General features: G+C 69.7%; 23 protein-coding genes. 13 read left to right on the top strand and 10 right to left on the bottom strand.

Translation table 11 applies throughout. The features are described 5' to 3' along the window. Positions 1 to 62: 62 nt before the first annotated feature. The 3 genes from NWFMUON74_RS16765 to NWFMUON74_RS16755 all read left to right on the top strand — a co-directional run bounded on the left by NWFMUON74_RS16765 (position 63) and on the right by NWFMUON74_RS16755 (position 2,742). Positions 63 to 1,184, top strand: a complete 1,122-nt coding sequence (locus NWFMUON74_RS16765) for an NAD(P)H-dependent flavin oxidoreductase (RefSeq protein ID WP_187688700.1) — start codon at positions 63 to 65, stop codon at positions 1,182 to 1,184. Between the two features lie 509 nt (positions 1,185 to 1,693). Next, positions 1,694 to 2,482, top strand: coding sequence for an HNH endonuclease family protein (locus tag NWFMUON74_RS16760; protein ID WP_232111068.1), 789 nt, complete (start codon positions 1,694 to 1,696; stop codon positions 2,480 to 2,482). Between the two features lie 35 nt (positions 2,483 to 2,517). Continuing rightward, positions 2,518 to 2,742, top strand: coding sequence for a hypothetical protein (locus tag NWFMUON74_RS16755; RefSeq protein ID WP_187688698.1), 225 nt, complete (start codon positions 2,518 to 2,520; stop codon positions 2,740 to 2,742). Positions 2,743 to 2,754: 12 nt separating this feature from the next. Here the strand turns inward: NWFMUON74_RS16755 and NWFMUON74_RS16750 are convergent, their stop codons facing one another. Beyond that, positions 2,755 to 3,201 (bottom strand): SRPBCC domain-containing protein, encoded by a 447-nt coding sequence (locus tag NWFMUON74_RS16750; protein WP_187688697.1) that lies wholly within the window; start codon positions 3,199 to 3,201, stop codon positions 2,755 to 2,757. 316 nt (positions 3,202 to 3,517) lie between these two features. Here NWFMUON74_RS16750 and NWFMUON74_RS16745 point away from each other — a divergent pair, with 316 nt between their 5' ends. Genes NWFMUON74_RS16745 through NWFMUON74_RS16735 form a run of 3 tightly spaced genes read left to right on the top strand, consistent with a single transcriptional unit; the run spans position 3,518 to position 6,425 of the window. After that, positions 3,518 to 5,548 carry a PEP/pyruvate-binding domain-containing protein gene (locus NWFMUON74_RS16745; RefSeq protein ID WP_187688696.1) on the top strand — a complete coding sequence of 677 codons (2,031 nt, stop codon included), beginning with the start codon at positions 3,518 to 3,520 and terminating at the stop codon, positions 5,546 to 5,548. Then, positions 5,548 to 6,045: a hypothetical protein gene (locus tag NWFMUON74_RS16740; RefSeq protein WP_187688695.1), complete on the top strand. Its 498-nt coding sequence runs from the start codon at positions 5,548 to 5,550 to the stop codon at positions 6,043 to 6,045. The genes NWFMUON74_RS16745 and NWFMUON74_RS16740 overlap by 1 nt, the downstream gene beginning before the upstream one ends. A gap of 2 nt (positions 6,046 to 6,047) precedes the next feature. Then, on the top strand, positions 6,048 to 6,425 hold the full coding sequence (locus NWFMUON74_RS16735; RefSeq protein WP_187688694.1) for a hypothetical protein: 378 nt from the start codon (positions 6,048 to 6,050) through the stop codon (positions 6,423 to 6,425). Positions 6,426 to 6,522: 97 nt separating this feature from the next. Here NWFMUON74_RS16735 and NWFMUON74_RS16730 read toward each other — a convergent pair whose 3' ends face one another. Continuing rightward, positions 6,523 to 7,767, bottom strand: a complete 1,245-nt coding sequence (locus NWFMUON74_RS16730) for a KasA/KasB family beta-ketoacyl-ACP synthase (RefSeq protein WP_187688693.1) — start codon at positions 7,765 to 7,767, stop codon at positions 6,523 to 6,525. A gap of 40 nt (positions 7,768 to 7,807) precedes the next feature. On the opposite strand from NWFMUON74_RS16730, the gene NWFMUON74_RS16725 reads away from it, so the two are divergent. Then, positions 7,808 to 8,380 (top strand): TetR/AcrR family transcriptional regulator, encoded by a 573-nt coding sequence (locus tag NWFMUON74_RS16725; protein WP_187688692.1) that lies wholly within the window; start codon positions 7,808 to 7,810, stop codon positions 8,378 to 8,380. Positions 8,381 to 8,422: 42 nt separating this feature from the next. Here NWFMUON74_RS16725 and NWFMUON74_RS16720 read toward each other — a convergent pair whose 3' ends face one another. Beyond that, entirely contained in the window at positions 8,423 to 9,490 is a 1,068-nt protein-coding gene (locus NWFMUON74_RS16720; RefSeq protein ID WP_187688691.1) for an oxygenase MpaB family protein, read from the bottom strand. A 132-nt stretch (positions 9,491 to 9,622) separates the two neighbouring features. On the opposite strand from NWFMUON74_RS16720, the gene NWFMUON74_RS16715 reads away from it, so the two are divergent. From NWFMUON74_RS16715 to mtnC, 4 genes are all read left to right on the top strand, one after another. Then, positions 9,623 to 10,264, top strand: coding sequence for a PadR family transcriptional regulator (locus tag NWFMUON74_RS16715; protein ID WP_187688690.1), 642 nt, complete (start codon positions 9,623 to 9,625; stop codon positions 10,262 to 10,264). 176 nt (positions 10,265 to 10,440) lie between these two features. Beyond that, positions 10,441 to 12,108, top strand: coding sequence for an S-methyl-5-thioribose-1-phosphate isomerase (gene mtnA / locus NWFMUON74_RS16710; protein WP_187688689.1), 1,668 nt, complete (start codon positions 10,441 to 10,443; stop codon positions 12,106 to 12,108). A gap of 28 nt (positions 12,109 to 12,136) precedes the next feature. Further along, positions 12,137 to 12,712 (top strand): 1,2-dihydroxy-3-keto-5-methylthiopentene dioxygenase, encoded by a 576-nt coding sequence (locus NWFMUON74_RS16705; protein WP_187688688.1) that lies wholly within the window; start codon positions 12,137 to 12,139, stop codon positions 12,710 to 12,712. A gap of 23 nt (positions 12,713 to 12,735) precedes the next feature. Next, positions 12,736 to 13,413, top strand: a complete 678-nt coding sequence (mtnC, locus tag NWFMUON74_RS16700; RefSeq protein ID WP_187688687.1) for an acireductone synthase — start codon at positions 12,736 to 12,738, stop codon at positions 13,411 to 13,413. Between the two features lie 49 nt (positions 13,414 to 13,462). Here the strand turns inward: mtnC and NWFMUON74_RS16695 are convergent, their stop codons facing one another. Genes NWFMUON74_RS16695 through NWFMUON74_RS16680 form a run of 4 tightly spaced genes read right to left on the bottom strand, consistent with a single transcriptional unit; the run spans position 13,463 to position 17,128 of the window. After that, the gene (locus tag NWFMUON74_RS16695) at positions 13,463 to 14,032 is read right to left on the bottom strand and encodes a GTP-binding protein (RefSeq protein ID WP_187689218.1); all 570 of its coding nucleotides are present in this window, start codon (positions 14,030 to 14,032) and stop codon (positions 13,463 to 13,465) included. A gap of 21 nt (positions 14,033 to 14,053) precedes the next feature. Next, complete coding sequence (locus tag NWFMUON74_RS16690) at positions 14,054 to 14,428, bottom strand: DUF742 domain-containing protein (RefSeq protein ID WP_187688686.1); 375 nt, start codon at positions 14,426 to 14,428, stop codon at positions 14,054 to 14,056. Positions 14,429 to 14,430: 2 nt separating this feature from the next. Further along, on the bottom strand, positions 14,431 to 14,847 hold the full coding sequence (locus NWFMUON74_RS16685; protein WP_187688685.1) for a roadblock/LC7 domain-containing protein: 417 nt from the start codon (positions 14,845 to 14,847) through the stop codon (positions 14,431 to 14,433). After that, positions 14,825 to 17,128 carry a sensor histidine kinase gene (locus tag NWFMUON74_RS16680; RefSeq protein WP_187688684.1) on the bottom strand — a complete coding sequence of 768 codons (2,304 nt, stop codon included), beginning with the start codon at positions 17,126 to 17,128 and terminating at the stop codon, positions 14,825 to 14,827. The genes NWFMUON74_RS16685 and NWFMUON74_RS16680 overlap by 23 nt, the downstream gene beginning before the upstream one ends. A gap of 341 nt (positions 17,129 to 17,469) precedes the next feature. Here NWFMUON74_RS16680 and NWFMUON74_RS16675 point away from each other — a divergent pair, with 341 nt between their 5' ends. Next, positions 17,470 to 19,023: a succinic semialdehyde dehydrogenase gene (locus NWFMUON74_RS16675; RefSeq protein ID WP_187688683.1), complete on the top strand. Its 1,554-nt coding sequence runs from the start codon at positions 17,470 to 17,472 to the stop codon at positions 19,021 to 19,023. A gap of 25 nt (positions 19,024 to 19,048) precedes the next feature. On the opposite strand, the gene NWFMUON74_RS16670 is transcribed toward NWFMUON74_RS16675, so the two are convergent. Then, complete coding sequence (locus NWFMUON74_RS16670; RefSeq protein ID WP_187688682.1) at positions 19,049 to 20,038, bottom strand: polysaccharide deacetylase family protein; 990 nt, start codon at positions 20,036 to 20,038, stop codon at positions 19,049 to 19,051. Between the two features lie 35 nt (positions 20,039 to 20,073). Here NWFMUON74_RS16670 and NWFMUON74_RS16665 point away from each other — a divergent pair, with 35 nt between their 5' ends. After that, positions 20,074 to 21,753, top strand: coding sequence for a putative glycoside hydrolase (locus NWFMUON74_RS16665; protein WP_187688681.1), 1,680 nt, complete (start codon positions 20,074 to 20,076; stop codon positions 21,751 to 21,753). Between the two features lie 22 nt (positions 21,754 to 21,775). Here NWFMUON74_RS16665 and NWFMUON74_RS16660 read toward each other — a convergent pair whose 3' ends face one another. Then, positions 21,776 to 22,177, bottom strand: a complete 402-nt coding sequence (locus NWFMUON74_RS16660) for a DUF779 domain-containing protein (RefSeq protein WP_187688680.1) — start codon at positions 22,175 to 22,177, stop codon at positions 21,776 to 21,778. After that, positions 22,177 to 23,697: an acetaldehyde dehydrogenase ExaC gene (gene exaC, locus NWFMUON74_RS16655; RefSeq protein WP_269475355.1), complete on the bottom strand. Its 1,521-nt coding sequence runs from the start codon at positions 23,695 to 23,697 to the stop codon at positions 22,177 to 22,179. Before exaC ends, NWFMUON74_RS16660 begins: the two co-directional genes overlap by 1 nt. Positions 23,698 to 23,875: the final 178 nt, after the last annotated feature.

The raw sequence follows: 23,875 nt of genomic DNA, 5'->3' as shown, positions 1-23,875 counted from the left end.
CGTGTTCTAGTGTGTGCGGCGAGGCTTTCCAGCGCCGGAAGACAAGAGGAGTCCACCAGGCCATGCGTACCGAGATCTGCGAACGACTGGGTATCGACGTCCCCATCTTCGCTTTCACCCATTGCCGCGACGTCGCCGCCGCGGTCAGCAACGCCGGCGGGCTCGGTGTGCTCGGCGCGGTGGGATTCACCGCCGAGGAGCTCGAGGTCGAGCTGGCCTGGCTGGACGAGCACGTGCACGGCGTCTATGGCGTTGACCTGGTCATCCCGTCCAAGTACGAGGGCAAGGGCATCGACGGGCTGACTCCCGCGGAGCTGGAAGCCAAACTGGCCGAACTGGTTCCGCAGGGTCACCGTGACTTCGCCGAGAAGATCCTCGCCGACCACGGCGTGCCGAAGCTGCCCGAGGGCGAGCACCACAACCAACTGCTGGGCTGGACGGCCACCACCGCCGGTCCGCAGGTCGAGGTCATCCTGAAGCACCCGAAGGCGAAGCTGGTCGCCAACGCGCTGGGCACTCCGCCCGACGACATCGTCAAGCAGGTGCAGGATTCCGGGCGGTTGATCGGCGCGCTGTGCGGGTCGGTCAAGCACGCCCTCAACCACAAGCGCGCCGGCCTGGATTTCGTCGTCTGCCAGGGCACCGAGGGCGGCGGACACTGTGGTGAGGTCTCCTCGCTGGTGCTGTGGCCGCAGGTGATCGACGCCGTGGGCGATCTGCCGGTGCTCGCGGCCGGCGGTATCGGCAGCGGCCGCCAGGTCGCGGCCGCGATGGCGATGGGCGCCGCCGGCGCCTGGACCGGGTCGATCTGGCTGACGGTCGAGGAGGCGAACGTGCCGCCCGCTCAGATGCAGAGCTACATCGACGCGACCAGCCACGACACCATCCGCTCGCGGGCGTGGACCGGCAAACCGGCCCGTATGCTGCGCAACGACTGGACCGACGCGTGGGAGTCGGCCGACAACCCGGACCCGCTGCCGATGCCGCTGCAGATGATGGTCGCCCTGGACGGCGTGAAGCGCGGCCACCGATACCCGGAGGCGGCCAAGGATGTCAACTTCAACCCGGTCGGCCAGATCGTCGGCATGATGACGAAGGTCGAGCGCACCTCCGATGTCATGCAGCGGCTCATCGAGGAGTACCTGGAGTCCTGCGAGCGGCTGAACAAGCTCAACAACATCTGACCCTACGTTGTGCCGGGCACGGAACCGCGCCCGGCACAACGTATCCCAGGCGGGCGGTGTCCCCGTCATGACGACACGCTGCCCGTCCCAATGGAATCCGACCTGGGTGTGGGTGGCGTCCGGGCAGGCGTTGCAGCTCCAGGGTGTCTTGTAGTCGAGCACGACCGTGTCGTCGGTGTGTGACTCCGATTACTGAATCCGGTGTCAGGCTTGCTGTTTGCTCGAACCGTTGACACTGTGTCTTCCCGAGATGAGAAGTGCATCCGGCGAGCCGTCGCGACGCGGCCGAAAAGTCATACTGCCCTTGGTGATTGTGTACGTGGCGCTGGCGGCGGCATTCGGCGCCCGCGCCGTTGCTGTGTGGTCGCGCGGTGACCTCGCCGCCTGCGCATGCTGCGCGAATCAGGGAGATGGCGCATGATTTCCCCAGCAGTGCAGCAGTTCTCGGGACGGTGTGTGGTGAGCGTAGACAGTGACAAGGTCGTCATGAAGCATATGGGGGAGCCGTGGTGAAACGAGGCTCCCGGCAGGGCGGCGCGCTGCGCCGGACAATCACATTGGTCGCACCGGTGCTCCTGGCCGTCGTGCTGGCCGGCGGCTACGTCCTCATCGACGAGCTGGGTAACAAGAACACCGACAGCAAACCCGCGCCCGCGGGCTCGACGGCGATGGTCGGCAAGGACGTTCCCGAGTCGCTGGCGAAACTCGTTGTGGCGCCGGAGGCTCCGATGAGCGGCTACAGCCGGGAGAAGTTCCCGCACTGGGATTCCAACACGCCCGAGCACGGTTTCGGCGCCGACTACACGCAATACGCGAAATGCGAAACCCGCGACGTGATGCTGCTGCGCGATGCCACGCCGCCGGTCACCCTCGACGCCAAGACGTGCAAATTCACCGTCGGCAAGGGCGGCGGCTGGCATGATCGGTACGGCATTCTCGACCGGAAGACGGGCAAGCTCAAGGAATACAAGTTCACCACCGACCCGTCCGGTATGGATGCCGACCACATCGTCGCATTGGCCGAGGCATGGCGCTCGGGCGCCGCGGACAAGGACGAGGCCATCCGCCGCGATATCGCCAACGACGCGGAGAACCTGGTGGCCGCCGACCCGTCGGCGAATCGCTCCAAAGGCGACCAGGATCCGTCCGATTACCTGCCGCCCGGCACTTATCGGTGCGCCTATATCGACCACTACATCAAGGTGAAGATAAAATACGCGCTGACTGTCGATCCCGACGAGCAGTCCGCACTGCGCACCGCGGTGGACGACTGCGTGCAGCGAGGAGAGTTCAGATAAGCGACATCATCGAGATTTCCGCCGAGGCCGCCGTCATGACCGACGAGGAGGGGACGGTGTCCGGTGATCTCGATGTCCGCGTCGACGATGCGGGCCGCGGACAGGTGCGATATCGCGACACCGACACCTGGTACACCATCGGCAATCTGGAGGCCGAGCCGCCGCGCATCTGGTCCTCGGTCGTCGATCTCGCCGCCGCCATCGAGGCGAGCCGCGGCGAGCGCGACGCCGCGGGCAACGTGATTCCCTTCGAGGCCTAGTTGTGATGTCACCTAGTCCTTTCGGAGCTGTTCGGCGCGCTGCCGCACCGCGGCGGTCATGCCGCCGAATCCGCGCCGCAGCGCCCCGCCGAGCGTCGCGGTGACCACCGGCCGCAGCCAGCCGCCGAGTTCGAAGTGCGAGGTGTAGCGGCAGCGGCCGTCGTCCAGGGGCGTCAGGGTGTGCGAGCGCAGGCTGTGCAGCGCGCCCAGCGGCACCGGCTTCATCGCGTAACTGAACCCGGCGCCCGGCGTAATGGACCGGATCCATTCGCGCTGCGCCATCGGCCGCGGGCCCACCAGGCGCACCCGCATGTCGATCGGCGCACCCGGCTCGAGAGTGGAGCGGCAGTCGGCGACGAACGGATTCCAGTCGCCGTATGCGGAGAAGTCGGTGAGCACCTGCCACACCACCTCGGCGGGCGCGTCGATGTCCACACTGTCGTCGATCGTGAAGGTCATGCGACGACAATACTGAAACCGGTTCTAGTTCGCGCCGGTGTGATCCGGCAGTCAAACAAGACGAACGTTCATTCTTGACAAGTCGCGAATGCCGGGTGAACACTGAGAGGCGTTAAGTGGAGTACACATCTCCTCTTAGGAGGTCGTCGTGCCAGCTCTCGACACGTTCTCGGGGAAACCCGCAATCGCGGTGTCGCGCAGACACATTGCCGCGCACGACCCGCCTGCCACCTTCGGCCGCCCGCCGCGTTCGAGGAATTGACGGGCCGCCGATCCGGACGAAACAACGCCGTTTCTCTCCAGAAGGCAGTGTGCGATGACCACCACCACGACACAGCAACCCACCATCGTCTCCCTGCGCGATCCCCGCGCCCAGAATCCCGCGCTCACCGGCGCCAAAGCGGCGGCGCTGGCCCGCGCGGCCGGTCGCGGACTGCCCGTTCTGGACGGATTCGTCCTCACCACGGCCTGGACCGAGCAGGGCCGGTTACCGGAGATCGAATGGCGCCGGTTGTCCACCGGCGGCAGACGTCCTCTGGTGGTGCGGTCCTCATCGCTGGCCGAGGACGGCGCCGAGCAGTCGATGGCCGGGCTGTTCACCTCCGTGCTCGACGTGCGGGACTGGGCCGGTTTCACCGACGCGGTCGGCCGGGTGCGGGCGTCCGGTGCGGCGGTCGCCGCGCAGTCGCCGACCGCGACCGGCGCGGCCATGGCGGTGCTGGTGCAGCCGTTCCTCGCCGCCGCGTGGGGCGGGGTGCTGTTCACCGCCGACCCGATGAGCGGCCGCCGCGATCGCATGGTGCTGACCGCGGTCCGCGGTGGCCCGAGCGAGGTGGTCGACGGCAGCGCCGCCGGCTGGACCGCCTCGCTCACCCGCCGCGGGCACATCCGCACCGTGCTCACCGCCGACGGTCCTGAACTCCCGGCCCGGGTGCGGCGCAAGGTGATTCGGCTCGCGAGCCGGGCCACCGCGGTCTTCGGCGGGCCGCTGGACATCGAATGGGCCGTCGACGCGGCCGGGCACGCGGTGTTGTTGCAGGCCCGCCCGATCACCGCGCTGCGTCGGCCCGGTTCCGGCCCGATCTTCGGTCCCGGGCCGCTCGCCGAAACCTTCCCGGACCCGCTGCGCCCGCTGGAGCAGGATATGTGGCTGACTCCGCTCGCCGACGGACTGCGGGCGGCACTGGAACTCACCGGCGCCGCTCCCGCGCGCCGCCTGCGCACCTCGCCGGTGGCGACGGCGGCCGGTGGCGTCGCAGTGGCCGATCTCGAACTGCTCGGCGCGATCCCGCCGCGGAACACCATGCCGAGATGGCTGGACCCCCGGCCCGGCGCCCGCCGCCTCGCAGCGGCGACACGGGTGGGCAGACTGACCGCGGCCCTCCCGGACCTGGCCCGGCACACCTGTGCCCGCGTGGACAGCGACCTGGCGGAGGTGCCGCCGCTGCGGCATCTGGGCGCCAGCGGGCTGCTGGATGTCCTGCACCACACCGCGACCGCGCTGACGGCCGTGCACGGATACGAGGCGCTCGCGGGCATGCTCCTGCGCGACGACCGGCCCGCCCCGACCGCGGCGGCCATGGCGCTGGCCGCGCTGGCCGAGGCCCGCGCCGCCGGACTGGCCGACGATCGGATCGCGGCGGAGTATCCCGTGGTGCTGGCCTTGACTCCGCCGCGCGTCGGCGCACCGGCGGCCCTGCCTCGGGAGGTGCTCGAATCCACCGTTCCCGAGGGCGAATTCGCCGAGCTGGCGGTGGCGCGCGAGGCACTGCGGTTGCGGGCGCGCTGGATTCAGGAACTCGCCGCCCGCGTCGCCCTCGAGATCGGCGAACGGCTGACCGCCGCGGGCCTGCTGCCCGAGCCGGAGACGGTGGCGCTGCTGCGCCTCGGCGAACTCCGCCGGGCCGTCACCCACCGCACCCTGCCCGCCGACTTCCCCGACCGCACGGCACCGGAACCACTCGCCGTGCCGACCGAATTCCGTTTCGCCGACGGCGTTCCGGTGGCCGTGGCCCGCGCCACGCGGTCCGCCGACCGCGGTGTCGGCGCGGGCGGCGGCAGCGGGCGCGGCGTGGTGCACATCGGGCACCGGCCGCCGCCCGGATCGGTGCTCGTCGTCCGGCACCTCGACCCGCGACTGGCCGCGGAGGTGCCGCGACTGGCCGGGCTGATCGCCGAAACCGGCAGCCCGCTGAGCCATGTGGCGATCCTCGCCCGCGAGCACGGCGTGCCCGTGGTGGTCGGCTATCCCGACGCCACCCGCCGGCTGCCCGACGGAGCCGAGGTCGAACTCGACGGCCGCACCGGCGCGGTGCGGATCGTGCCCGAATCGATGGAGGTGCGGTGATGGTGCGCAAGCTGGGCGTGCTGCTCGCGGTGGGAACGGTGCTGGCCACGGGCGCCTATGTGTTCGTGTATCTGTATCGGTGGGAGTGGAATCGCGCCATCATGTCGGCAACGCTGTTCCTCGCGGCGGAGATCGCGTTGGTGGCCATGCTGCTGACGAATCGGCTGCACGCGCTGCAGTCGCGGCCCGTGCGCGTGGCGGCCCCGGACCGGCAGGCCGCGCGCATCGTGCGTGAGGCGACGCCGCCCGCGCGGGTGACCTTCGCCTGGCTGGCGCGGCCGGATCGGCTCAACGTCTTCGTGCCGGTGCTGCTCGCCGGTGGCGTCCTGCTCACCGGAATCGCGTGGGTGGTCGAGCGGGTGGCGCGGATGACGGCCGGGCCGGTCGCGACGCGGCGGATCGTCGCCCGGCTGGATCGGCTGGCGTTGCCGCCGGACGGATTTCTCGCGCCCGTCGACGACAGCACCCGGCTGCTGCGCGGACCACTGGTGAGGTAGCCGTGCGGATCCGGGCTGTGCTGGTGGTGGCCGTCCTCGCGGTCGCGGGGACCGTGGCAGTGATCGCATTGGCGCAGGCGATGCAATTCCACACCGACAACGGAGGCGCCGGAAGCCGGTCGGTCGTCACCTTCGACGCGCGCGCGAGATTCGGCTCGCGGGTGGAGGATCCGGCCGTGACGGTGTGGAAGCAGTGCCGCAGCATCGTCGCTCACGTGCGCGTGGTGGACGGTCCGGTCGAGCACGACGGCAACTGGACCGTCACGCTGGAGCCGGCGCTCGGTACCCACACCGAGCGCCGATTCGTCGGCTGTCTGCGGGATCTCGGCGTCGACGGTGTCTCGGGGCGGCTGGTGAACCTTCAGCGCACGGGATCCTGACAGGTATGTAAGCGCGATCGATTCACATGTCGCTCATGGCTTGTCCCCAGTTATCGACCCCCTCCACATCTTGGGACAGACTTGGGGACAAACGGTGTCACGCGGCACCGAGCGCGAGCGTGACGTTGTGCCCGCCGAAGCCGAAGGAGTTGCTGAGCGCGTGCGAGATTCGCTGGCGACGCGGCTGCCCGTGCACGATATCCAGCTCCACACCCTCGTCCGCGGTCTCGAAATTGAGTGTGGGCGGCACGATCCGATCACGCAGTGTGCACAGGGTGAGCAGCGCCTCCAGCGCGCCCACCGCGCCGATCGAATGCCCCAGCGCGGACTTCGGCGCGTAGACCGAGGCCTGTCCGGCAACGGCCGCAATGGCATTGGCCTCGGACGCGTCGCCGACCGGTGTCGAGGTGGCGTGGGCGTTGACGTGATCGATGTCGGCGGCGGTGAGGCCGGCCGCGGCGACGGCCTTGCGCATGGCCCGCGCCGCGCCCGCGCCGTCGGGCTCGGTGCCCGTGATGTGGTATCCGTCGGAGCTGATCCCGGCCCCCAGCACCCGGCCGTCGATCCGAGCGCGGCGGGCACGGGCGAATTCCTCGGCTTCGAGCACCAGCAGTGCCCCGGCCTCGCCGAAGACGAAGCCGTCCCGGCTGCGATCGAAAGGCCGTGAGGCCCGGGCGGGTTCGTCGTTGCGAGTGCTCATGGCGCGCATCATGGCGAAACTGGCGATGGGTACGGCCTCGATGTAGCCCTCGACGCCGCCCGCGATCACCATGTCCGCCTCGCCGGTGGCGATCAGCCGCCAGGCGTGCGCGATCGCTTCCGCGCCCGACGAACACGCCGAAGTCGGGGCGTAAACGCCTGCCTTGGCGCCGAATTCGAGCCCGACCCGGGCCGCGGCGCCGTTGGGCATCACCATCGGCACCGTCAGCGGCGGCACCTTGCGGTAGCCACCGGCGCGCATGGCGTCGACCGCGGTGATGAAGGCGTCGCCGCCGCCGAGGCCAGTGCCCACGGCCACCCCGAGCCGCTCACCGTCGACCTCGGGCTTGCCCGCGTCCTGCCAGACCTGACGGGCGAGCACGAGCGCCAGCTGTTGCACATAGGAGTGGCGGCGCTGCTCGAGGCGGGTCAGGTGCTCCTTCGGCCGCTGTTTGAGCTTGCCGCCGATGCGGACCGGCAGGTCGTACTCGGCGACGAAGTCGTCGTCGAGCGGGCCGATGCCACTCGCCCCGGCGAGCAGTTCGGTCCACGTCGTCCGCAGGTCGGGGGCCAGGCACGTGGTGGCGGCCATGCCGGTGACGACCACGTTGCGGGTCGTTTGTGTAGCAGTCGGTACACCCATGGGTGTCATGGATACCTGTAGCGACCGCTACAGTCAACTTGTGCCCAGACCTCTCGACCAGGCGCGTCGCGCCGAACTGTTGTCCGGCGTGATCGCCTATATCGGCGACCGCGGCCTGACCGAACTGTCGCTGCGCCCGCTGGCCGAATACCTCGGCACCAGCTCGCGCATGCTGATCCACTACTTCGGCAGCAAGGAACAGATGCTCGTGGCCGCCCTGGAAACCCAGCGCCCGGACATCCCCGCGATGTTCGCCGACGTCCCCGATCTCGCCGCCCTGCGTCGGCGGCTGATCGAGTCGTTCAGCATGAACACCACCGGCGACTGGGTGACCAGCACCCGCGTCCTGCTCCAGGTGCTCGGCGTAGCGGCGGTGCCCGGCAGCCCCTTCCGCGCCTACGCCGAGGACACGGTCCACGTCCTGGTCGAGGCCCTGACCGAGGTCCTGCGCCGCACCGCGCCGGAGCTCCCCGACCCGGAATCGGTTGCCACCGTTCTGGTTTCGGGCATCCGCGGCCTGATCCAGGACCGGCTCGTCACCGGCGACTACACTCGGGTGTCGAAGGCGGCACGGCTACTCATCACACGAACGCTGGAGGCGCCGTCGCGGTAGGGGTTCGAGGACGGCCGGGGTGTGGGGCGGGGGAGGGAGAGGTCAAGCCGAGTTCCGCAGGTCCTGTAGGCAACGCCGCCCGAACCGCTCCAGGCGTGGTGCGACGACCGGAAGTCGCTGCACGAACCCGTAGGGTTTCAGGCCCAAGGCCAGGACGACCATGACGGCGCTACCGAGGCGATGCGCGGGGATGCCCATCGCGTCGGCGTGGTCGCTGCCGAGCAGGTACCGCGCCATGACCTCGTGGCCGGTGCGAGGCAGCAAACGCGCCATCGGCATCCGGCTCAGCCCGGTGAGCGCGACGCCGGCCAGTCGGCGAGAGTTGTCGTCGGGGTCGAAGGTGTAGGGCAGAATTCGCGCGTCCAGGACGGACTGTTCGGCGGCGGTGTCGCCCAGCAGCTCACGTGGCACGCCCAGCAGCCGGGTCACGTACCGCCAGATCAGGTAGAAACCGTCGCGTTCCCCGGGGCTGATGGAGGCGCCGAGCGAGCGCAGCCGGTCCAGCATCATCGCGCCGAAGAACAGTGGGCCCGCGGCGGTTTGCAGCGCGTTGATGGGCGTGCCCGGCAGCGGCCACGCAGTCGCCGCCAGCCGCAGCCGGACCATGGTGTGCATCAGCCTGACCCGCACGCAGGTTTCCCAGGCGCGCCCGCCGGGGCGGAGTTCGTCGGCGTCGAGGACACCGAAGAACAGGTCCGACGATTCGATCAGCCGCCGCACCACGTCGCGTTCGAGCCGATTGGTGCGGGTCAGGATGTAGGCGGAATCCGGAGAGCTGAACGTGGTCATGAGCGCACCGTGCCCGACCGCGACGATGTACTGCCCGAAGTGGCGGTATGCCATCGCCCCGCCCAGCCGCATCCGGGTGAAGTCCGCCCACTCCGGCGGAGTCTCGATGTCGCGCAGGAAGTCTCGGCACGCGCGGTCGCCGTCTGCGGCCAGGCGCCGGATCCGCGGCAGCGGGTCGGCCATCGGTTGCCGCCGCGCCCGCATCGTGGCGACGACGGCCTCGGCCAAGGGATCACCCACATCCAGCCACGGCGACAGCGGCATCTCCCGCAACCGGTCGATACGCGCGTCGGCATCGGTGTCCGTCGTCGGTATGCCCATGACCCACTCCATCGAACGAAATGCGCTGCGGTTCACGGTAGCCGGAATCCGCGCCAATGGTCAACATGTTGAATATGCATCGCGATACCTCGCGGGCGCTACCATGTCCGGGTCCCGGTGCGAGGAGGTGCGATGTCGCTGCGTCAGGTCCTGCTGGTGTATCTGGGCACCAAGGCCGCGTCCGGGTACGACATCGTCAAGGGCTTCCAGGACACCTATGGCTTCCTCTGGAACGCCAGTTACCAGCAGGTATACCGTGACCTGGCCAAACTCCACAGCGACGGCCTCGTCGATCTGGAGGTCGTGGCGAACGACCCTCGCCCGCCGCGCAAGGTCTACCGCCTCAACGACGCCGGTCTGGCGGCGATGCAGCGGTTTCTCGCCACGCCCGTGAAACCACCGAAGTTCAACGACGCGTTCCTGGTGAAACTGGCATCCATCCACCTCATGGACCCCGACGCGTTCACCGAGGAGTTCCACCTGCTGCGCGACAGCTACCGGCAGACGCTCACGGAGCTGCGCCACGTGCATGACATTTTCCGCACCGTGCCCTCGGACGTGCTGGACAAATTCGAAGGCGTCCACCTCACACTGCGCTACGGGATACGCCAGGTCGAAACCTGGCTCGACTGGGCCACCGACGTCGAACAGTTCCTCAGCCGACAGCGCTGGACGGCGATCACACCCGACGATGCCGAAGAATTCAACCGGATCATCCGGCAAGACGCCGTCCCACCGAGCGGCGGCGACAAATCGACGAATTCGCCTGCGTGACTTCAGGATCGAGACATCCCGCCGGACACAGTAGCGTGGTGGGGAATTCCGGTCTGATCAGTGCGAGCGGAAACCTGGTGCGGGTGGTGGGCGGGTGGTTCGATACGGTTTTCGGAGTGCTCTGTCGGGCTGCCGGGGCGGGCTGGTTATCGGGTTGATATGTGAAGGTTGCGCGGATGGGTGAGAGTTCGGTCCGGTGGGTCGACGGGGCGGTGGTGACCATCGATCAGCGGGCGCTGCCGGGTGCCGTGCGGGAGCTGCGGATCACGACGGTCAACGAGGTCATCGATGCGATCTCGACGCTGGCTGTGCGGGGGGCGCCGGCGATCGGGGTGACGGGGGCGTTCGGGGTGGCGCTGGCCGCGCTGGCGCATCCCGGCGATACCGCGAAGGTGACGGCGGAGGCGGCGCGGATCGCGGCGGCTCGTCCCACGGCGGTGAATCTGGCCTGGGGGGTGCGGCGGGTGCTGGAGAAGCTGCCGCTCGGGGCGCAGGCGGTACTGGACGAGGCCACCGCGATGCTGGCGGAGGACGGGCGCGTCAATCGCGCCGCCGCCACGCACGCCGCGGATCTCGTGCGGCGCCTCTGTCCGGATCGGCCGCTGCGGCTGCTCACCCATTGCAATACGGGCAACCTGGCGACCACGGCCTTCGGCACGGCACTGGGCGCGATCCGGGTGCTGGCGGAGCGCGGCGCGGTGGAGAATGTGTTCGTCGACGAGACGCGGCCGCTGCTGCAGGGGGCGCGGCTGACCGCATGGGAACTCGCCGAGGCCGGAATCCCGCATCGCCTGACCATCGACGCGGCCGCGGCGTGGGCGATGGCGACCGGGCAGGTCGACTGCGTGCTGGTCGGGGCGGATCGGATCACCGCCGACGGCTCGGTGGCGAACAAGATCGGCACCTATGGACTGGCCGTCGCGGCGCACCGGCACGGGATACCGTTCCTCGTGGTCGCGCCCGAGTCGACGCGGGATCTCCGGACCGCCACCGGGGCCGAGATCGTGGTGGAGGAGCGAGGCGCGGCGGAGATCACGCACGTCGGCGGGGTCGCCACGGCTCCCGAAGGCACCGCGGTTTTCAATCCGGCGTTCGATGTGACCCCGCCCGATCTGGTGACCGCGGTGGTGACCGAGAACGGGGTCGTGCACAGCGGAGACGCGGTCGCGGAGGAACGCCGCATCGAGACCACGCGAGACGCACCGACCGAGGACAACGCGGCAGCCGGATATGGCGCCTGCGCACTCGGACGCGCGCCGACGACGGCCGACGACATCGCCGCGGTCGCGCGATCGCTGTACGCGCGCGGCTGGATGCCGGGCACGGCGGGCAACATCTCCGTCCGGGCGGGGGAGTCGGCGCTGATCACCGGGAGCGGGTTGGCCAAGGGGGAGTTGACCGCGGCGGATATGGTGACGGTGAATGTGGCCGACTCCCAACCGGTTTCGGGCACCCGCCGCCCCTCCGCGGAGACCACCGTCCACACCGCCGTCTACCGCGCGACCGACGCCCGAGCCGTCGTGCACGTCCACTCACCCCATGCCACCGCACAATCGGTGGGCGCGCCGGAGTCGCTGCGGTTCACCGGGTACGAACTCCTGAAGGGGCTGGGCGTGGCGGATACCATCGATGTCCCGGTGTTCGCGAATCACGCCGACGTCGCACGCATCGGCGTCGAGATCGAGTGCCATCTCGCCGAGCGCCCGGATGCGCCGCCGGTGCTGTTCATCGCCGGGCACGGCATCACCGCCTGGGGCGCGAGCCTGGCGCAGGCCCGCGACCGCGCGGAATGCCTGGAGGCGATGTGCGAGCTGGCGACGCTGACCGGCCGCCGCGAAATCTGAGCAGCTCGACTTCCGAGGAGGAATCGCAATGACCATCCTGCAGATCATGGCCGACAGCGATGCCGCGCAGATCCGGCTGCGAACTGCCGATCCCGAGGTGATAGCCGCCGAATTGGCCGAGCGCGGTATCGTTTTCGACCGTTGGCCCACCCCGCCCGGCCTGACTGCCGCGACGACCGACGAGCAGATCCTCGCCCACTACGACGATCGCATCGGCCGACTCAACGCCGACGGCCGCTACCGGCACATCGACCTGGCCAGCCTGCGCCCCGACGACACCGACCCGGAGTGGCCGGCCAAGGCCGCGGCTGCGCGCGGGAAGTTCCTGTCCGAACACCGCCATGCCGAGGACGAGGTCCGCTTCTTCGCCGCCGGGCGCGGGTGTTTCTACCTGCACCTGGAACCCGAGGTACTGGCGGTGGTGTGCGAGGCCGGCGACCTGGTGTCGGTCCCCGCCGGCACCCGGCACTGGTTCGACATGGGCGCCCGGCCCGATTTCGTGGCGGTCCGGTTCTTCGAGGAGGAGGACGGCTGGGTCGGCGATTTCACCGGCGACGAGATCGGCGCGCGATTCCCCACTCTCGACGAACTCGTCGCGGCCTGAACGCATCCGGCGGAAGGGAGCACATGATCACGGCGATCGTCGTCGACATCGAGGGCACCACCAGCCCGACGTCCGCGGTGCGGGAAGATCTGTACGGCTATGCCCGGCAACGACTTCCGCGGTGGCTGGCCGACAACGGCGACGCGGAGGCGGTCCTGGCGGCGACCCGCGAGGCGGCCGGGCGTCCCGACGCGGGTCCGGCCGAGGCGGCCGAGATCCTACGCGGCTGGCTGGATTCGGATGTGAAGGCCGAGCCGCTCAAGGCCGCCCAGGGCGCGATCTGCGCGGCGGGCTTCCGCAGCGGCGCGCTGCACGGCGAGTTCTTCCCGGACGCACCACCGGCGCTGCGGGCCTGGCGCCAGGGCGGTATCGCGCTGTATGTCTACTCGTCGGGTTCGGTGCGCAATCAACAGGACTGGTTCGCGTTCGCGCGCGGCGGTGAGCTGGCGACGCTGATCAGCGGCTGGTTCGATCTGGCCAATGCCGGGAGCAAGCGTGAGCCGGGTTCCTACGAGAAGATCGCCGGCGCGATCGGAGTGCCGCCGGAGCGGATCCTGTTCCTGTCCGATCATCCGGACGAGCTCGATGCCGCCGCGACCGCCGGCTGGCAGGTGGTCGGCGTCACCCGCCCCGGCGAACCGAACGCTCCACGGCCCCCGCACCGCTGGGTCGGATCGTTCGCGGAGATCGAGCCGCACTGACCGTCCGGAACGGCACGCGATGCCGAATTGCACCGTGTGCCATTCCGATTCACACGGCCGACGCGGTCGCGCGGGTGATCAGGTGTTCCACCAACGTCATCAGCACGGTGCGGCAGGACGCCCGATCGCGGGCATCACACAGCACCACGGGGACCGTCGGATCGAGATCGAGTGCCTCGCGTACCTCGCCGGTGGTGTAGACCGGTGCGTCCTGAAAGCAGTTCACCGCCACCGTGAACAGCAGTCCGCGCCGCTCGAAGTAATCGATACCGGCGAACGAGCTTTCCAGTCGCCGGGTATCGGCGATCACGATCGCGCCGAGGGCGCCGCGGGCGAGTTCGTCCCACAGAAACCAGAATCGGTCCTGTCCGGGCGTGCCGAACAGGTACAGCACCAGATTCCGGTCGATGGTGATGCGGCCGAAGTCCAGTGCCACCGTGGTGGTCTTCTTGCTCTCCACGCCCGACATGTCGTCGATGCCGGAGGAGAGTTCGGTGATGAGTTCCTCGGTTCGTAGCGGGGGGATCTCGCTGATCGAGGACACCATCGTTGTCTTGCCGACGCCGAAGCCGCCGGCGACGAGGATTTTGACCGATGCGGCGAGCGGCGCCGCTGACATCGTTTCAGGCACGGTGTGTTTCTACAGCTTTCGGATTCCGTCGAGTACTGCTCGCAAGACATTGAGGTCGCCGGGGCCCGCGTCGGTGCGGGCGGGCACCCGGAAGTTCAGATGCCCCTCGCTGATCAAATCACCAACCAAGATCTTGGTGACAGCCAGGGGCAGTCTCAGGGCTGCCGATACCTCGGCGATCGACTGCGGAATCCGGCACCGCCGAACGATTTCCGCATATTCCGGCTCCGGACGCCGCAGCGGCGGGGCCGGGTCGACCGTGACCACCAGGGTGAGCATATCCAGATCGTGTCCGGCTCCCATGGTGCGGCCCCGCGTCACGGCGTACGGGCGGACCAGCGGGCCCGCCTCGTCGTCGAACCACGGTTGCCCGAAGCGCGTCATGACTATCTGTGCTCCACCTGTTCCAGGCCGTTGCGGGGATGGGTGGACAGGTAGCTGCCGACCCGCTGCACGGTCAGGTTCATCTCGTAGGCGACCATACCCAGATTGGCGCTCTCGCTGGCCTGCAATGCCAGACACGCGTTGTCGCCGGCGGCGGTGACGAACAGCACCGCACGGTCCAGTTCGATGACGGCCTGCCGGACGCCGCCGCCGTCGAAGCGGCTGCCTGCACTGCGGGCCAGCCCGTACAAGGTTGCCGACATGGCGCCGAAATGCTCGGCGTCCTCGCGGTTCATGGTGGTGGATCGGCCGAGCAGCAGCCCATCGGTGGAATGCACCACCGCGTAACGCACGCCGGCGAGGCGCTCGACGAGATCGTCGAGCAGCCAGTTCAGATCACCTGTGTTGGAAGAGGTCACCTTCGCCTTCCTGTTCCTCCGGGGCGGCGGGCGGTGAGGCCTGCCGCCCTTGCCTGGTGCCATTCTCGATGGCGGACATGACATCTCGGGCCTGCTCCGCGGAACGGGCGCGGCGCGGGCCGGTTTCGGCGTCGGATTGCTCGGCCAGTTCCGGCGCCAGGCTGGCCTGGCGGCGCCGGCGTGGCAGCGGCGGCCGCGCGTCGCTGCCGGTGTAGCGGGAGGGGGCGGGGCGGGGCTCCTCGGTGCGCGGGCGCGGCGGCGGCAGGGTGGCCACGGCGGTCGGGGCGGGCTCCGGCGCGGCGACGGGCAGCTCGCCCGTTTCGGTGCGTTCGGGTCGCCGCACGGCCGCGCGTTCGGGCAGGTGGTCGGCCAGCGGGGCGTCGGAGGTGATGATCGCCGTCGGGATGAGCACGATGGCGCGGGTGCCGCCGTAGTCGGATTCGGCCAGCCGCACCGAGATTCCGTGCCGCACGCCCAGCTGGGCGACCACGAACAACCCGAGGCGAGAATCCGACGACAGCGTCGCCACGCCGAAATCCGGTGGGTGGCGCAGCATCTCGTTGGTGCGTTCCAGGTCCTCGGCCGACATGCCGACGCCCTGGTCGCTGATCTCCACGATGACACCCTTGCCGACGAGGTTGCCGGTGATGTCGACGCGGGACTGCGGCGGCGAGAAGGAGGTGGCGTTGTCGACCAGCTCGGCCGTGAGGTGGATGAGGTCGGCGACCACGCCGCCGACGACGAACACCTGCGGCAACCGCTGGATGCGCACCCGGGTGTAGTCGAGGGTCTCGCCGACCGCGCTGCGCACCAGCTCCATCAGCGGCACCGGCCGCCGCCACTGCCGTCCCGGTTCCCCGCCGCCGAGGATGACGAGGTTCTCGGCGTTGCGGCGTTCGCGGGTGGCCAGGTGGTCCAGCCGGAACAGGGTGTCCAGCAGCGCCGGGTCCTCCTGCCGCTGCTCGGCCTCGTCGAGGATCTCCAGCTGCCGGTGCACCACGATCTGGCTGCGGTGGGCGATGTTGAGGAACACCGCGCGCACGCCCTCGCGGGTGCGGGCCTCGGTGACCGCGGCCGCGACCGCGGCGGTGTGGGCGCGGTTGAATGCCTGTGCGACCGAGCCGATCTCGTCGTGGCCGAAATCCAGGCGGGCGGCCTCGGTCTCGGGATCGATGTTCTCGCCGGCGGCGAGCTTGCGCATGGTCTCCGGCAGGCTCTCCTCGGCGAGGGTGAGCGTTTCGGTCCGCAATCGCTCGAGCCGTCCGATGAGCCGGTTGGCCAGCCACAGCGAGCCGAGGAACGCCAGCACGGCCACCGCCAGCACGCCCGCGCCGGCGAGCAGCGAGTTGCGGCTGGTGTCGGCGGCGTCCTGGACCGCGAGCCGGTTGCCGTGGTCGTTCTGGACCTTCCACAGCTCGAGCATCTGGTGATTGGTCTGCTCGGCGGCTGCCCGCCAGGCCGGGAGCGGCGTCGGTGGCGCGGGGATGCTGCCGGATCTGCTCGTCACCTGCGGACGGAGGATGAAGTCCGCCATCGCCGTGAGCTGCTGCCAGCTCGCCGATTCGGCGATGGTCCGGGCCCGGGTCTGCTGCTCGGTCCCGAAATCGTCGAGCAGCTGCTGCATTTCGGTGTGGTAGTAGCCCACCAGGTTGCGGTACTCGGTGGCGAGCTGGGGTGTGAGGCCCTGGCCGCCGACCGCCGGGGCGGTGAGCGCGGTGGTGCGCGAGATCGCCTCCATCACCCGCACCACGCGCAGCGCGTCGTTGAACTCGGTGGCGACCGTGGCGTTGGGGGCGGTGTCGATGATCATCTGGGTGCCCAGTGCGACCGCGTGCAGCAGCTGGGTGTAGATGCCGTACGCGTCGGGCACCGGCATCGCGCCGGAGTCGACGGCGCCGCGGATGACCGGTAGCTGTTTCTGCAACGTGTCGAACCCGCCGACGTTCGCCATCTCGTCGGACTTGCTGACGACGGCGTCGCGGACCGGGATCAGGCCGTTGATGGCGCGGTCCAGATTCTGCCGCGCGGTGGCGAGGGCCAGCGGGTCGGGTTGTTCGCCGGCGAGCTGCCACAGCGACAGCAGGCGTTCCTGTTCCACCGCCGCGATCATCTCGCGTACCGGGCCGTTGCTGCTCTCCATCGCGCTCGCCCAGTCCTCGGCGCGCTGTGCGTCCCGTACCAGGTAGCCCGCCGCGCCCACACCGATCACCAGCAGGGCCAGGCTCGGCACCAGTGCGATCGCGAGAATACGGATCCGGACACCGAGCCTCGCTCTCAACATCGCCACAACGTAACCGGCGGTACGGGCGCGCGGCGGTGAATTCCCGCTGAGCGAGACATGTTTTGACACAGCGACACCGAGTGCGGTTGTGCCGCTGCGTGTTCGGGAGTGTGAGCCGGGAGCTGCGGGCTCTGGTCGGAATACCCGATAACGTCCGGATCTACCCTCCCGATTTCGGCGTGCCGCTTTTCCGCCGCCCGGCGCATGGCCGACCGGAATCGCGGCGTATTTCGCGCGCGCCGGTTGTGAATGTCGACGGTCCCACCGGAGGTGGTAGGCGCGGTTCGGCACGCGCGGTAGATTGTGTGTACCGCGTGGTTACTGACAAGTAGGAGACGATGATGCCCGTGCCGGAAGCCGCCGTATTCGAGCGTCTGCGGGAGTTCGCGGCCGTCGACGCCGCCGCAGCGCAGCCGACCCGCACGATCACGGAGGTGTTCACCGGTCGCGCGCTGGGTGAGGTGCCGGTCGGGACGGCCGAGGACGTCGCCGCGGCGTTCGAGAAGGCCCGTGCCGTGCAGCAGCGCTGGGCCGCGCGGCCGCCGAAGGAACGGGCGGCCGTGCTCGAGCGCTACCGCGAGCTGGTGGTGCAGAACCGCGAGTACCTGATGGATGTCATCCAGGCCGAGACCGGCAAGGCGCGCTGGGCGGCCCAGGAAGAGATCATGGGCCTGATGTTCGCGGCCCGGTACTTCGCCCGCACGGCGCCCCGGCTGCTCGCGCCGCAGCCCGCGCCGGGCGCGTTCCCGGTGCTGAACCGGGCCGCCGTGCGCACCCAGCCCAAGGGCGTGGTCGGCGTCATCGCGCCGTGGAACTATCCGATGCTGCTGTCGATCGGCGATTCGATCCCGGCGCTGCTGGCGGGCAACGCGGTGATCGTGAAGCCGGACAGCCAGACTCCGTACTCCTCGCTGGCGAATGTGGAACTGCTGTGGCGCGCCGGACTGCCGCGGGATCTGCTGCAGGTGGTGCCCGGTCCTGGCACGGTCGTCGGCACGGCCATCGTCGAATCCTGCGACTACCTGATGTTCACCGGCTCCTCGGCGACCGGCAGCACGCTGGCCCAGCAGTGCGGCAAGCGGCTGATCGGCTTCTCCGCCGAGCTCGGCGGCAAGAACCCGATGATCGTCACGCGCGGGGCGAACCTGGACAAGGCGGCGAAAGCCGCTGTGCGGGCCTGCTTCTCGAACGCGGGGCAGCTGTGTATCTCGATCGAGCGGCTGTATGTGGAGCAGGCCGTGGCCGAGCCGTTCACCCGCAAGTTCGTGGCCGCGGTGCAGGCGGCGAAACTGGGCGCGGCCTACGACTACTCGGCCGATATCGGTTCGCTGATCTCCGAAGCGCAGCTGGAGACGGTGACCAAGCATGTCGCCGATGCCACCTCCAAGGGCGCCAAGGTGCTCGCGGGCGGCAATGCCCGGCCCGACCTCGGCCCGCTGTTCTTCGAGCCCACGGTGCTGGCCGAGGTCACCGACGCCATGGAGTGCGGCCGCAACGAGACGTTCGGCCCCCTGGTGTCGATCTATCCGGTCGCCGACGTGGAGGAGGCGATCGCGCTCGCCAACGACACCGAGTACGGCCTGAACGCGAGCGTGTGGGCGGGTAGCAAGGCCGAGGGCGAGCGCATCGCCGCCCGTCTGCACGCCGGGACGGTGTGTGTGGACGAGGGCTACGCGCCCGCCTGGGGCAGCACCGGTGCGCCGATGGGCGGTATGGGCATCTCCGGCGTCGGCCGCCGCCACGGGCCCGACGGGCTGCTGAAGTTCACCGAGCCGCAGACGGTGGTGGTGACGCGGTTCCTCAATCTGGACGCGCCCTGGGGCGTGCCGCAGGACAAATGGCAGCCGTTCCTGATGGGTGTGGCGCGGGCGATCCGGTTCCTGCCGGGGCGGTGACCGGGCTGCCGCGGCGAGGACCGGCTCAGTAGGGATGCGCGCGGGCGGACCATGGCGCGGCGAGCGCCTCGGACCTGTTGGCGGGGAACGAGATACGCTGCGGGTCGCCGTCGGAGGTATAACGGCGCTCGGGGTGTGCGGCCAGCTGGTCCAGCCAGTAGGCCGAGTCGAAGGCGACCTCGCCGCGGCCGGAGCGGATACGCGGGACGGCGGTGGGGTCCATCGGGCCGTAGGGAGAGGGCGCGGGTTCCGAGCCGACCAGCATGACCGCGCCGAATGCGTAGGACGTGCCGTCCCAGGCGCCCGCGCGTGCGGCGGCGGGCTCTTCGGGGGCCACGCCCAGGGGTAACGCCATCGTGAGTACGGGCGCGCCCGGGACCGCCTGCTGGATCGTGCGGACGTTGAGCGCGAGTTCGCGCTGCACTCCGGCGGTGTCGAGATTGCCCAGGTTGGCGTGGGTGGCGGTGTGCGCGCCGAGGTCGTAGCCGTGTGTGGTGAGCCACGGCAGTGCGCGGGGGTCGTCGCCGAACAGGTCGTCGGTGACGTAGAAGGTCGCGGTGGCGGGGAAGCCCGGATGGGTGGCCGCGAATTCGGCGAGGATGCCGACGGCGCTGCCCGGCAGGGGATTTCCGTCCGGGCCGAACGCTACCTGGCTGACCGTCGAGTCGTCGAAGGTGAGGACGACGGGGTGGGCCCTGGCGGGGATATCCATCCGGCCCGCAGCGTATTCCGCCGCGGTGACCGGACGATAGCCCTCGCGGTACAACCGCTCCAGCTCGGCGCGGAACTCCTCGGGCGTCTGGTCGTATTCGCCCGCCGGAGCCGGGCTCAGCTGGTGGTACATCAGGATCGGAACCAGGCCCAGTTCGTCGGCGGCGACGGCCGCCGGATCGGGCGCGGGCGCCGGTGGTTGCGACGGGGGCGCGACGGCGGGTGTCACCGGCCCGGGCGGGGCACACGCGGCGGCCGCGAGCAGGATCAGAACGGACAGGGCCGCCCGGCGCATCCTCACCATCACGCCAATGTTACGTACCGCCAACGATTTTCGTGATGAAGCCGGAAAGCGGCGACGAATCGCCCTTCCGGCATGGATATTGGGAATACGTCGACCGAAAGCTGGTGTGTACGTTGCTGAAACGTGTCCCGACACAGGATCGTCGGCGGCTGGTGATCGTGTCGGTTCTGACGGTGGCGGTGCTGCTGGTGGCGGGGTCGGCCCTCGGTTCGGCCCGGGCGGAGCCGACGGGGCTGACCTTGAACGGTCTGCCGGCCGGTCCGGTGGGAGCGGCTGCGCGGGGTTCGCTGGAGCTGTCGGTGGATATCGGCGATCACGATCGCCGGGCGCTGCGGCTCACTGTCGACGGCCGGGAGGTGACCGGGGAGATCTCGGGGACCACCGTGCGGTACCGGGCAGCGGATCTGCCCGACGGCGACCACACCGTCACTGCCGAGATCCGGCCGGGTGGGCTGTTCGGGTGGATGCGCACCGGCCCCGGGGTGTCGAGGACGTTCACCGTCGATACCGCGGCACCGAGCCTCGAGGTGGCGGCCCTGCCGCCGGTGCCGTCGTATCGGCAGCCGGTCACCGTGCGCGGCAAGGCGATCGGCGCCGAGCGCGTCACGGTCGGTGCCGTGGCTGTGGCGCCGGACGCGTCGGGAGCGTTCGAGATCACCGTGCCGCGTGCCCCCGTGGGGACCGCCATCACCGCGGTCGACACGGCCGGTAATGCGACGACCCGGCCGCTGACCGCGGCGGTCGCGTTGCCGCGCATGAAGGCCGTCCATGTCACCGCGTACGGGTGGGCCGACGAGGGGCTGCGGTCCGGTGTACTGGACCTGGCGCGCGAAGGGCGGATCAACACCGTCGAACTCGACATCAAGGACGAGGACGGGATGATCGGCTACGCCTCGCAGGTGCCGCTCGCTCGCGCATCGGGCGCGGCGGCCGATGTCTACGACGCTCGAGCCGCTCTGAAGACATTGCACGACATGGGGATTCGGGTCGAAGGGCGGATCGTGGCGTTCCGGGATCCGACATTGGCGGCCTGGGCGTGGGGCAGCGGCCATCCGGACTGGGTGGTGCAGGATCCGGCGGGCCTGCCCTACTCCAGCGGGTACGGCGCCATCGCCTTCACCAATTTCGCGCACCCTGAAATCCGCGGGTACAACATCGCTCTCGCGGTGGAGGCGGCGCGGCTGGGCTTCGACGGCATCATGTACGACTACGTGCGGCGACCCGACGGCCCGCTGGACGGCATGCGGTTCGCGGGGCTGGGCGAGTCGCCGGCCGACTCGATCGCGCGCTTCCTGCGCGAGAGCCGCGATCCCGTGCGCGACGGCGGGGCGAGCCTGAGCGCGGCGGTGTTCGGTATCGCCGCGACCCGGCCGGGTCAGATCGCGCAGGACATCCCGATGATGGCGGCGAACGTGGATTATGTGGCGCCCATGCTGTATCCGTCGCACTGGGGCGCGGGGGAATACGGGGTGGCCGATCCCAACGCCCAGCCCTACGACATCATCGCCCGCTCACTGGCGGACTTCCGGACACAGACCGAGGGCACGGGGGCGAAGGTGATCCCGTGGTTGCAGGATTTCAGTCTCGGGGTGGACTACGGGGACGCCGAGGTGCGCGCCCAGATCGATGCCGCGGCCGCCCACGGCGTCGACAGCTTCCTGCTGTGGAACGCCGCGAGCCGGTACCACGCCGGTGCGCTCACCCCCGATCACTGAGCCCGGCGTGGCCCGGCCGTCCTCAGTCGTCCGGGGCGGCTCCGGTGCGCGGCGGGTGCGCTTCCAGCGCTTCGACTTCCGCGTCGGACAGCAGCCGGGAACGGATCAGGAAGCGCACGCCCTCGGGCGCCTCCAGGGAGAATCCGCTGCCGCGTCCGGGGACCACGTCGACGGTGAGATGGGTGTGCCGCCAGTACTCGAACTGGTCCGCGCTCATCCAGAACGGTGTCTCGCCCGGCAGGCTGCCGAGCAGGACGTCGGCCGCGCCGACCCGGAACTCGTTGCGCGGGTAGCACATCGGCGAACTGCCGTCGCAGCAGCCGCCGGACTGGTGGAACATCACCGGCCCGTGCTGGTCGACCAGCCGGCCGAGCAGCAGCGCTGCCGCCTCGGTGATCCCGATGCGCGCGGGGCGATCGGTCATCAGAAGAATCCGAGCTTCTTGGGGGAGTAGCTGACCAGCAGGTTCTTGGTGTTCTGGTAGTGGTCGAGCATCATCTTGTGGTTCTCCCGCCCGATGCCGGACTTCTTGTATCCGCCGAACGCGGCGTGCGCGGGGTAGGCGTGGTAGCAGTTGGTCCAGACCCGTCCGGCCTTGATGGCACGGCCCAGGCGGTAGGCGGTGTTCATGTCCCGGGTCCACACTCCGGCGCCCAGCCCGTAGAGCGTGTCGTTGGCGATGCCGATGGCCTCCGGCACCGATTCGAACCGGGTCACCGACACCACGGGACCGAAGATCTCCTCCTGGAAGATGCGCATGTCGTTGCGGCCCTCGAAGATCGTCGGCTCGATGTAGTAGCCGTTGGGGTAGCCGTCGACCTTGCGTCTTTCGCCGCCGGTGAGCACACGCGCGCCTTCCTGGCGGCCGATGTCGATGTAGGACAGGATCTTCTCGTACTGGTCGTTGCTGGCCTGCGCGCCGATCATGGTCGTGTCGTCGAGCGGGTCGCCGCCCTGGATGGCGCGGGTGCGTGCGACGCAGCGGGCCATGAATTCGTCGTAGATATCGGCGTGCACGAGCGCCCGCGACGGGCAGGTGCACACCTCGCCCTGGTTCAGCGCGAACATCACGAAACCCTCGACCGCCTTGTCGAGGAACTCGTCCTCGGCGGCGGTCACGTCGGGCAGGAAGATGTTGGGGCTCTTGCCACCCAGCTCCAGGGTCACCGGGATGATGTTCTCGCTGGCGTACTGCATGATCAGGCGGCCGGTCGTGGTCTCACCGGTGAACGCCACCTTCGCCACCCGCGGGCTGGACGCCAGCGGCTTACCGGCCTCCACGCCGAACCCGTTGACCACGTTGAGGACTCCCGGCGGCAGCAGGTCGGCGATCAGCTCGACCACCAGCAGCAGCGACACCGGGGTCTGCTCGGCCGGTTTGATGATCACGCAATTGCCCGCCGCCAGCGCGGGGGCCAGCTTCCAGGCGGCCATGAGGATCGGGAAGTTCCACGGGATGATCTGGCCGACCACGCCGAGCGGCTCGTGGAAGTGGTAGGCGACCGTGTCGGCGTCGAGTTCGGACAGCCCGCCCTCCTGCGCGCGGATGGCGCCGGCGAAGTAGCGGAAGTGGTCGACGGCCAAGGGGATGTCGGCGGCCAGGGTCTCGCGGACCGGCTTGCCGTTCTCCCAGGTCTCCGCGACGGCCAGCCGCTGCAGGTTCGCCTCGATGCGGTCGGCGATCTTGTTGAGCAGGTTGGCGCGCTCGGTGGAGGCGGTGGCACCCCAGCCGTCGGCGGCGGCGTGCGCGGCGTCGAGTGCCAGCTCGATGTCGGCGGCCGTGGAACGCGCCACCTCACAGAAGGTTTCGCCATCGACAGGTGACGGGTTGTCGAAGTAGCGGCCCTCGACCGGAGCCTGCCAGTCCCCACCGATGAAGTTGTCGTAGCGCCGTGCGAACTCGACGAGGCTGCCGTCCGTGCCGGGCTTGGCGTAGATCATGATGCTCGCTTCCTGTGCGGTCGGCGGATGCGCTGGTGCCGCCGACTGATCCGTGGTGACGGGCTCCACTGTGCGGCCGTCCGGTTGGCACGAGGTTGGCGCAACGACTCACGAGCCCCGAGCAGAGCGGCGGGGCAGTGCCCGAGCGGTGGGGGCGTGACCGGTTTACCGGTGTTTCCGT

Origin of the sequence: Nocardia wallacei, from assembly GCF_014466955.1 — a bacterium.
Taxonomy (GTDB): domain Bacteria; phylum Actinomycetota; class Actinomycetes; order Mycobacteriales; family Mycobacteriaceae; genus Nocardia; species Nocardia wallacei.
This window is presented reverse-complemented; position numbering and strand designations above follow the sequence as displayed.

What these genes read in the sequence shown, in the direction of transcription:
- NWFMUON74_RS16765 (WP_187688700.1), top strand. Translation starts at nt 63, where the DNA reads ATGCGTACCGAGATCTGCGAACGACTGGGTATCGACGTCCCCATCTTC.
- NWFMUON74_RS16755 (WP_187688698.1), top strand. Translation starts at nt 2,518, where the DNA reads ATGACCGACGAGGAGGGGACGGTGTCCGGTGATCTCGATGTCCGCGTC.
- NWFMUON74_RS16750 (WP_187688697.1), bottom strand. Translation starts at nt 3,201, where the DNA reads ATGACCTTCACGATCGACGACAGTGTGGACATCGACGCGCCCGCCGAG.
- NWFMUON74_RS16745 (WP_187688696.1), top strand. Translation starts at nt 3,518, where the DNA reads ATGACCACCACCACGACACAGCAACCCACCATCGTCTCCCTGCGCGAT.
- NWFMUON74_RS16740 (WP_187688695.1), top strand. Translation starts at nt 5,548, where the DNA reads ATGGTGCGCAAGCTGGGCGTGCTGCTCGCGGTGGGAACGGTGCTGGCC.
- NWFMUON74_RS16730 (WP_187688693.1), bottom strand. Translation starts at nt 7,767, where the DNA reads ATGGGTGTACCGACTGCTACACAAACGACCCGCAACGTGGTCGTCACC.
- NWFMUON74_RS16720 (WP_187688691.1), bottom strand. Translation starts at nt 9,490, where the DNA reads ATGGGCATACCGACGACGGACACCGATGCCGACGCGCGTATCGACCGG.
- NWFMUON74_RS16715 (WP_187688690.1), top strand. Translation starts at nt 9,623, where the DNA reads ATGTCGCTGCGTCAGGTCCTGCTGGTGTATCTGGGCACCAAGGCCGCG.
- mtnA (WP_187688689.1), top strand. Translation starts at nt 10,441, where the DNA reads ATGGGTGAGAGTTCGGTCCGGTGGGTCGACGGGGCGGTGGTGACCATC.
- NWFMUON74_RS16705 (WP_187688688.1), top strand. Translation starts at nt 12,137, where the DNA reads ATGACCATCCTGCAGATCATGGCCGACAGCGATGCCGCGCAGATCCGG.
- mtnC (WP_187688687.1), top strand. Translation starts at nt 12,736, where the DNA reads ATGATCACGGCGATCGTCGTCGACATCGAGGGCACCACCAGCCCGACG.
- NWFMUON74_RS16695 (WP_187689218.1), bottom strand. Translation starts at nt 14,032, where the DNA reads ATGTCAGCGGCGCCGCTCGCCGCATCGGTCAAAATCCTCGTCGCCGGC.
- NWFMUON74_RS16690 (WP_187688686.1), bottom strand. Translation starts at nt 14,428, where the DNA reads ATGACGCGCTTCGGGCAACCGTGGTTCGACGACGAGGCGGGCCCGCTG.
- NWFMUON74_RS16680 (WP_187688684.1), bottom strand. Translation starts at nt 17,128, where the DNA reads ATGTTGAGAGCGAGGCTCGGTGTCCGGATCCGTATTCTCGCGATCGCA.
- NWFMUON74_RS16675 (WP_187688683.1), top strand. Translation starts at nt 17,470, where the DNA reads ATGCCCGTGCCGGAAGCCGCCGTATTCGAGCGTCTGCGGGAGTTCGCG.
- NWFMUON74_RS16670 (WP_187688682.1), bottom strand. Translation starts at nt 20,038, where the DNA reads ATGGTGAGGATGCGCCGGGCGGCCCTGTCCGTTCTGATCCTGCTCGCG.
- NWFMUON74_RS16665 (WP_187688681.1), top strand. Translation starts at nt 20,074, where the DNA reads ATGAAGCCGGAAAGCGGCGACGAATCGCCCTTCCGGCATGGATATTGG.
- NWFMUON74_RS16660 (WP_187688680.1), bottom strand. Translation starts at nt 22,177, where the DNA reads ATGACCGATCGCCCCGCGCGCATCGGGATCACCGAGGCGGCAGCGCTG.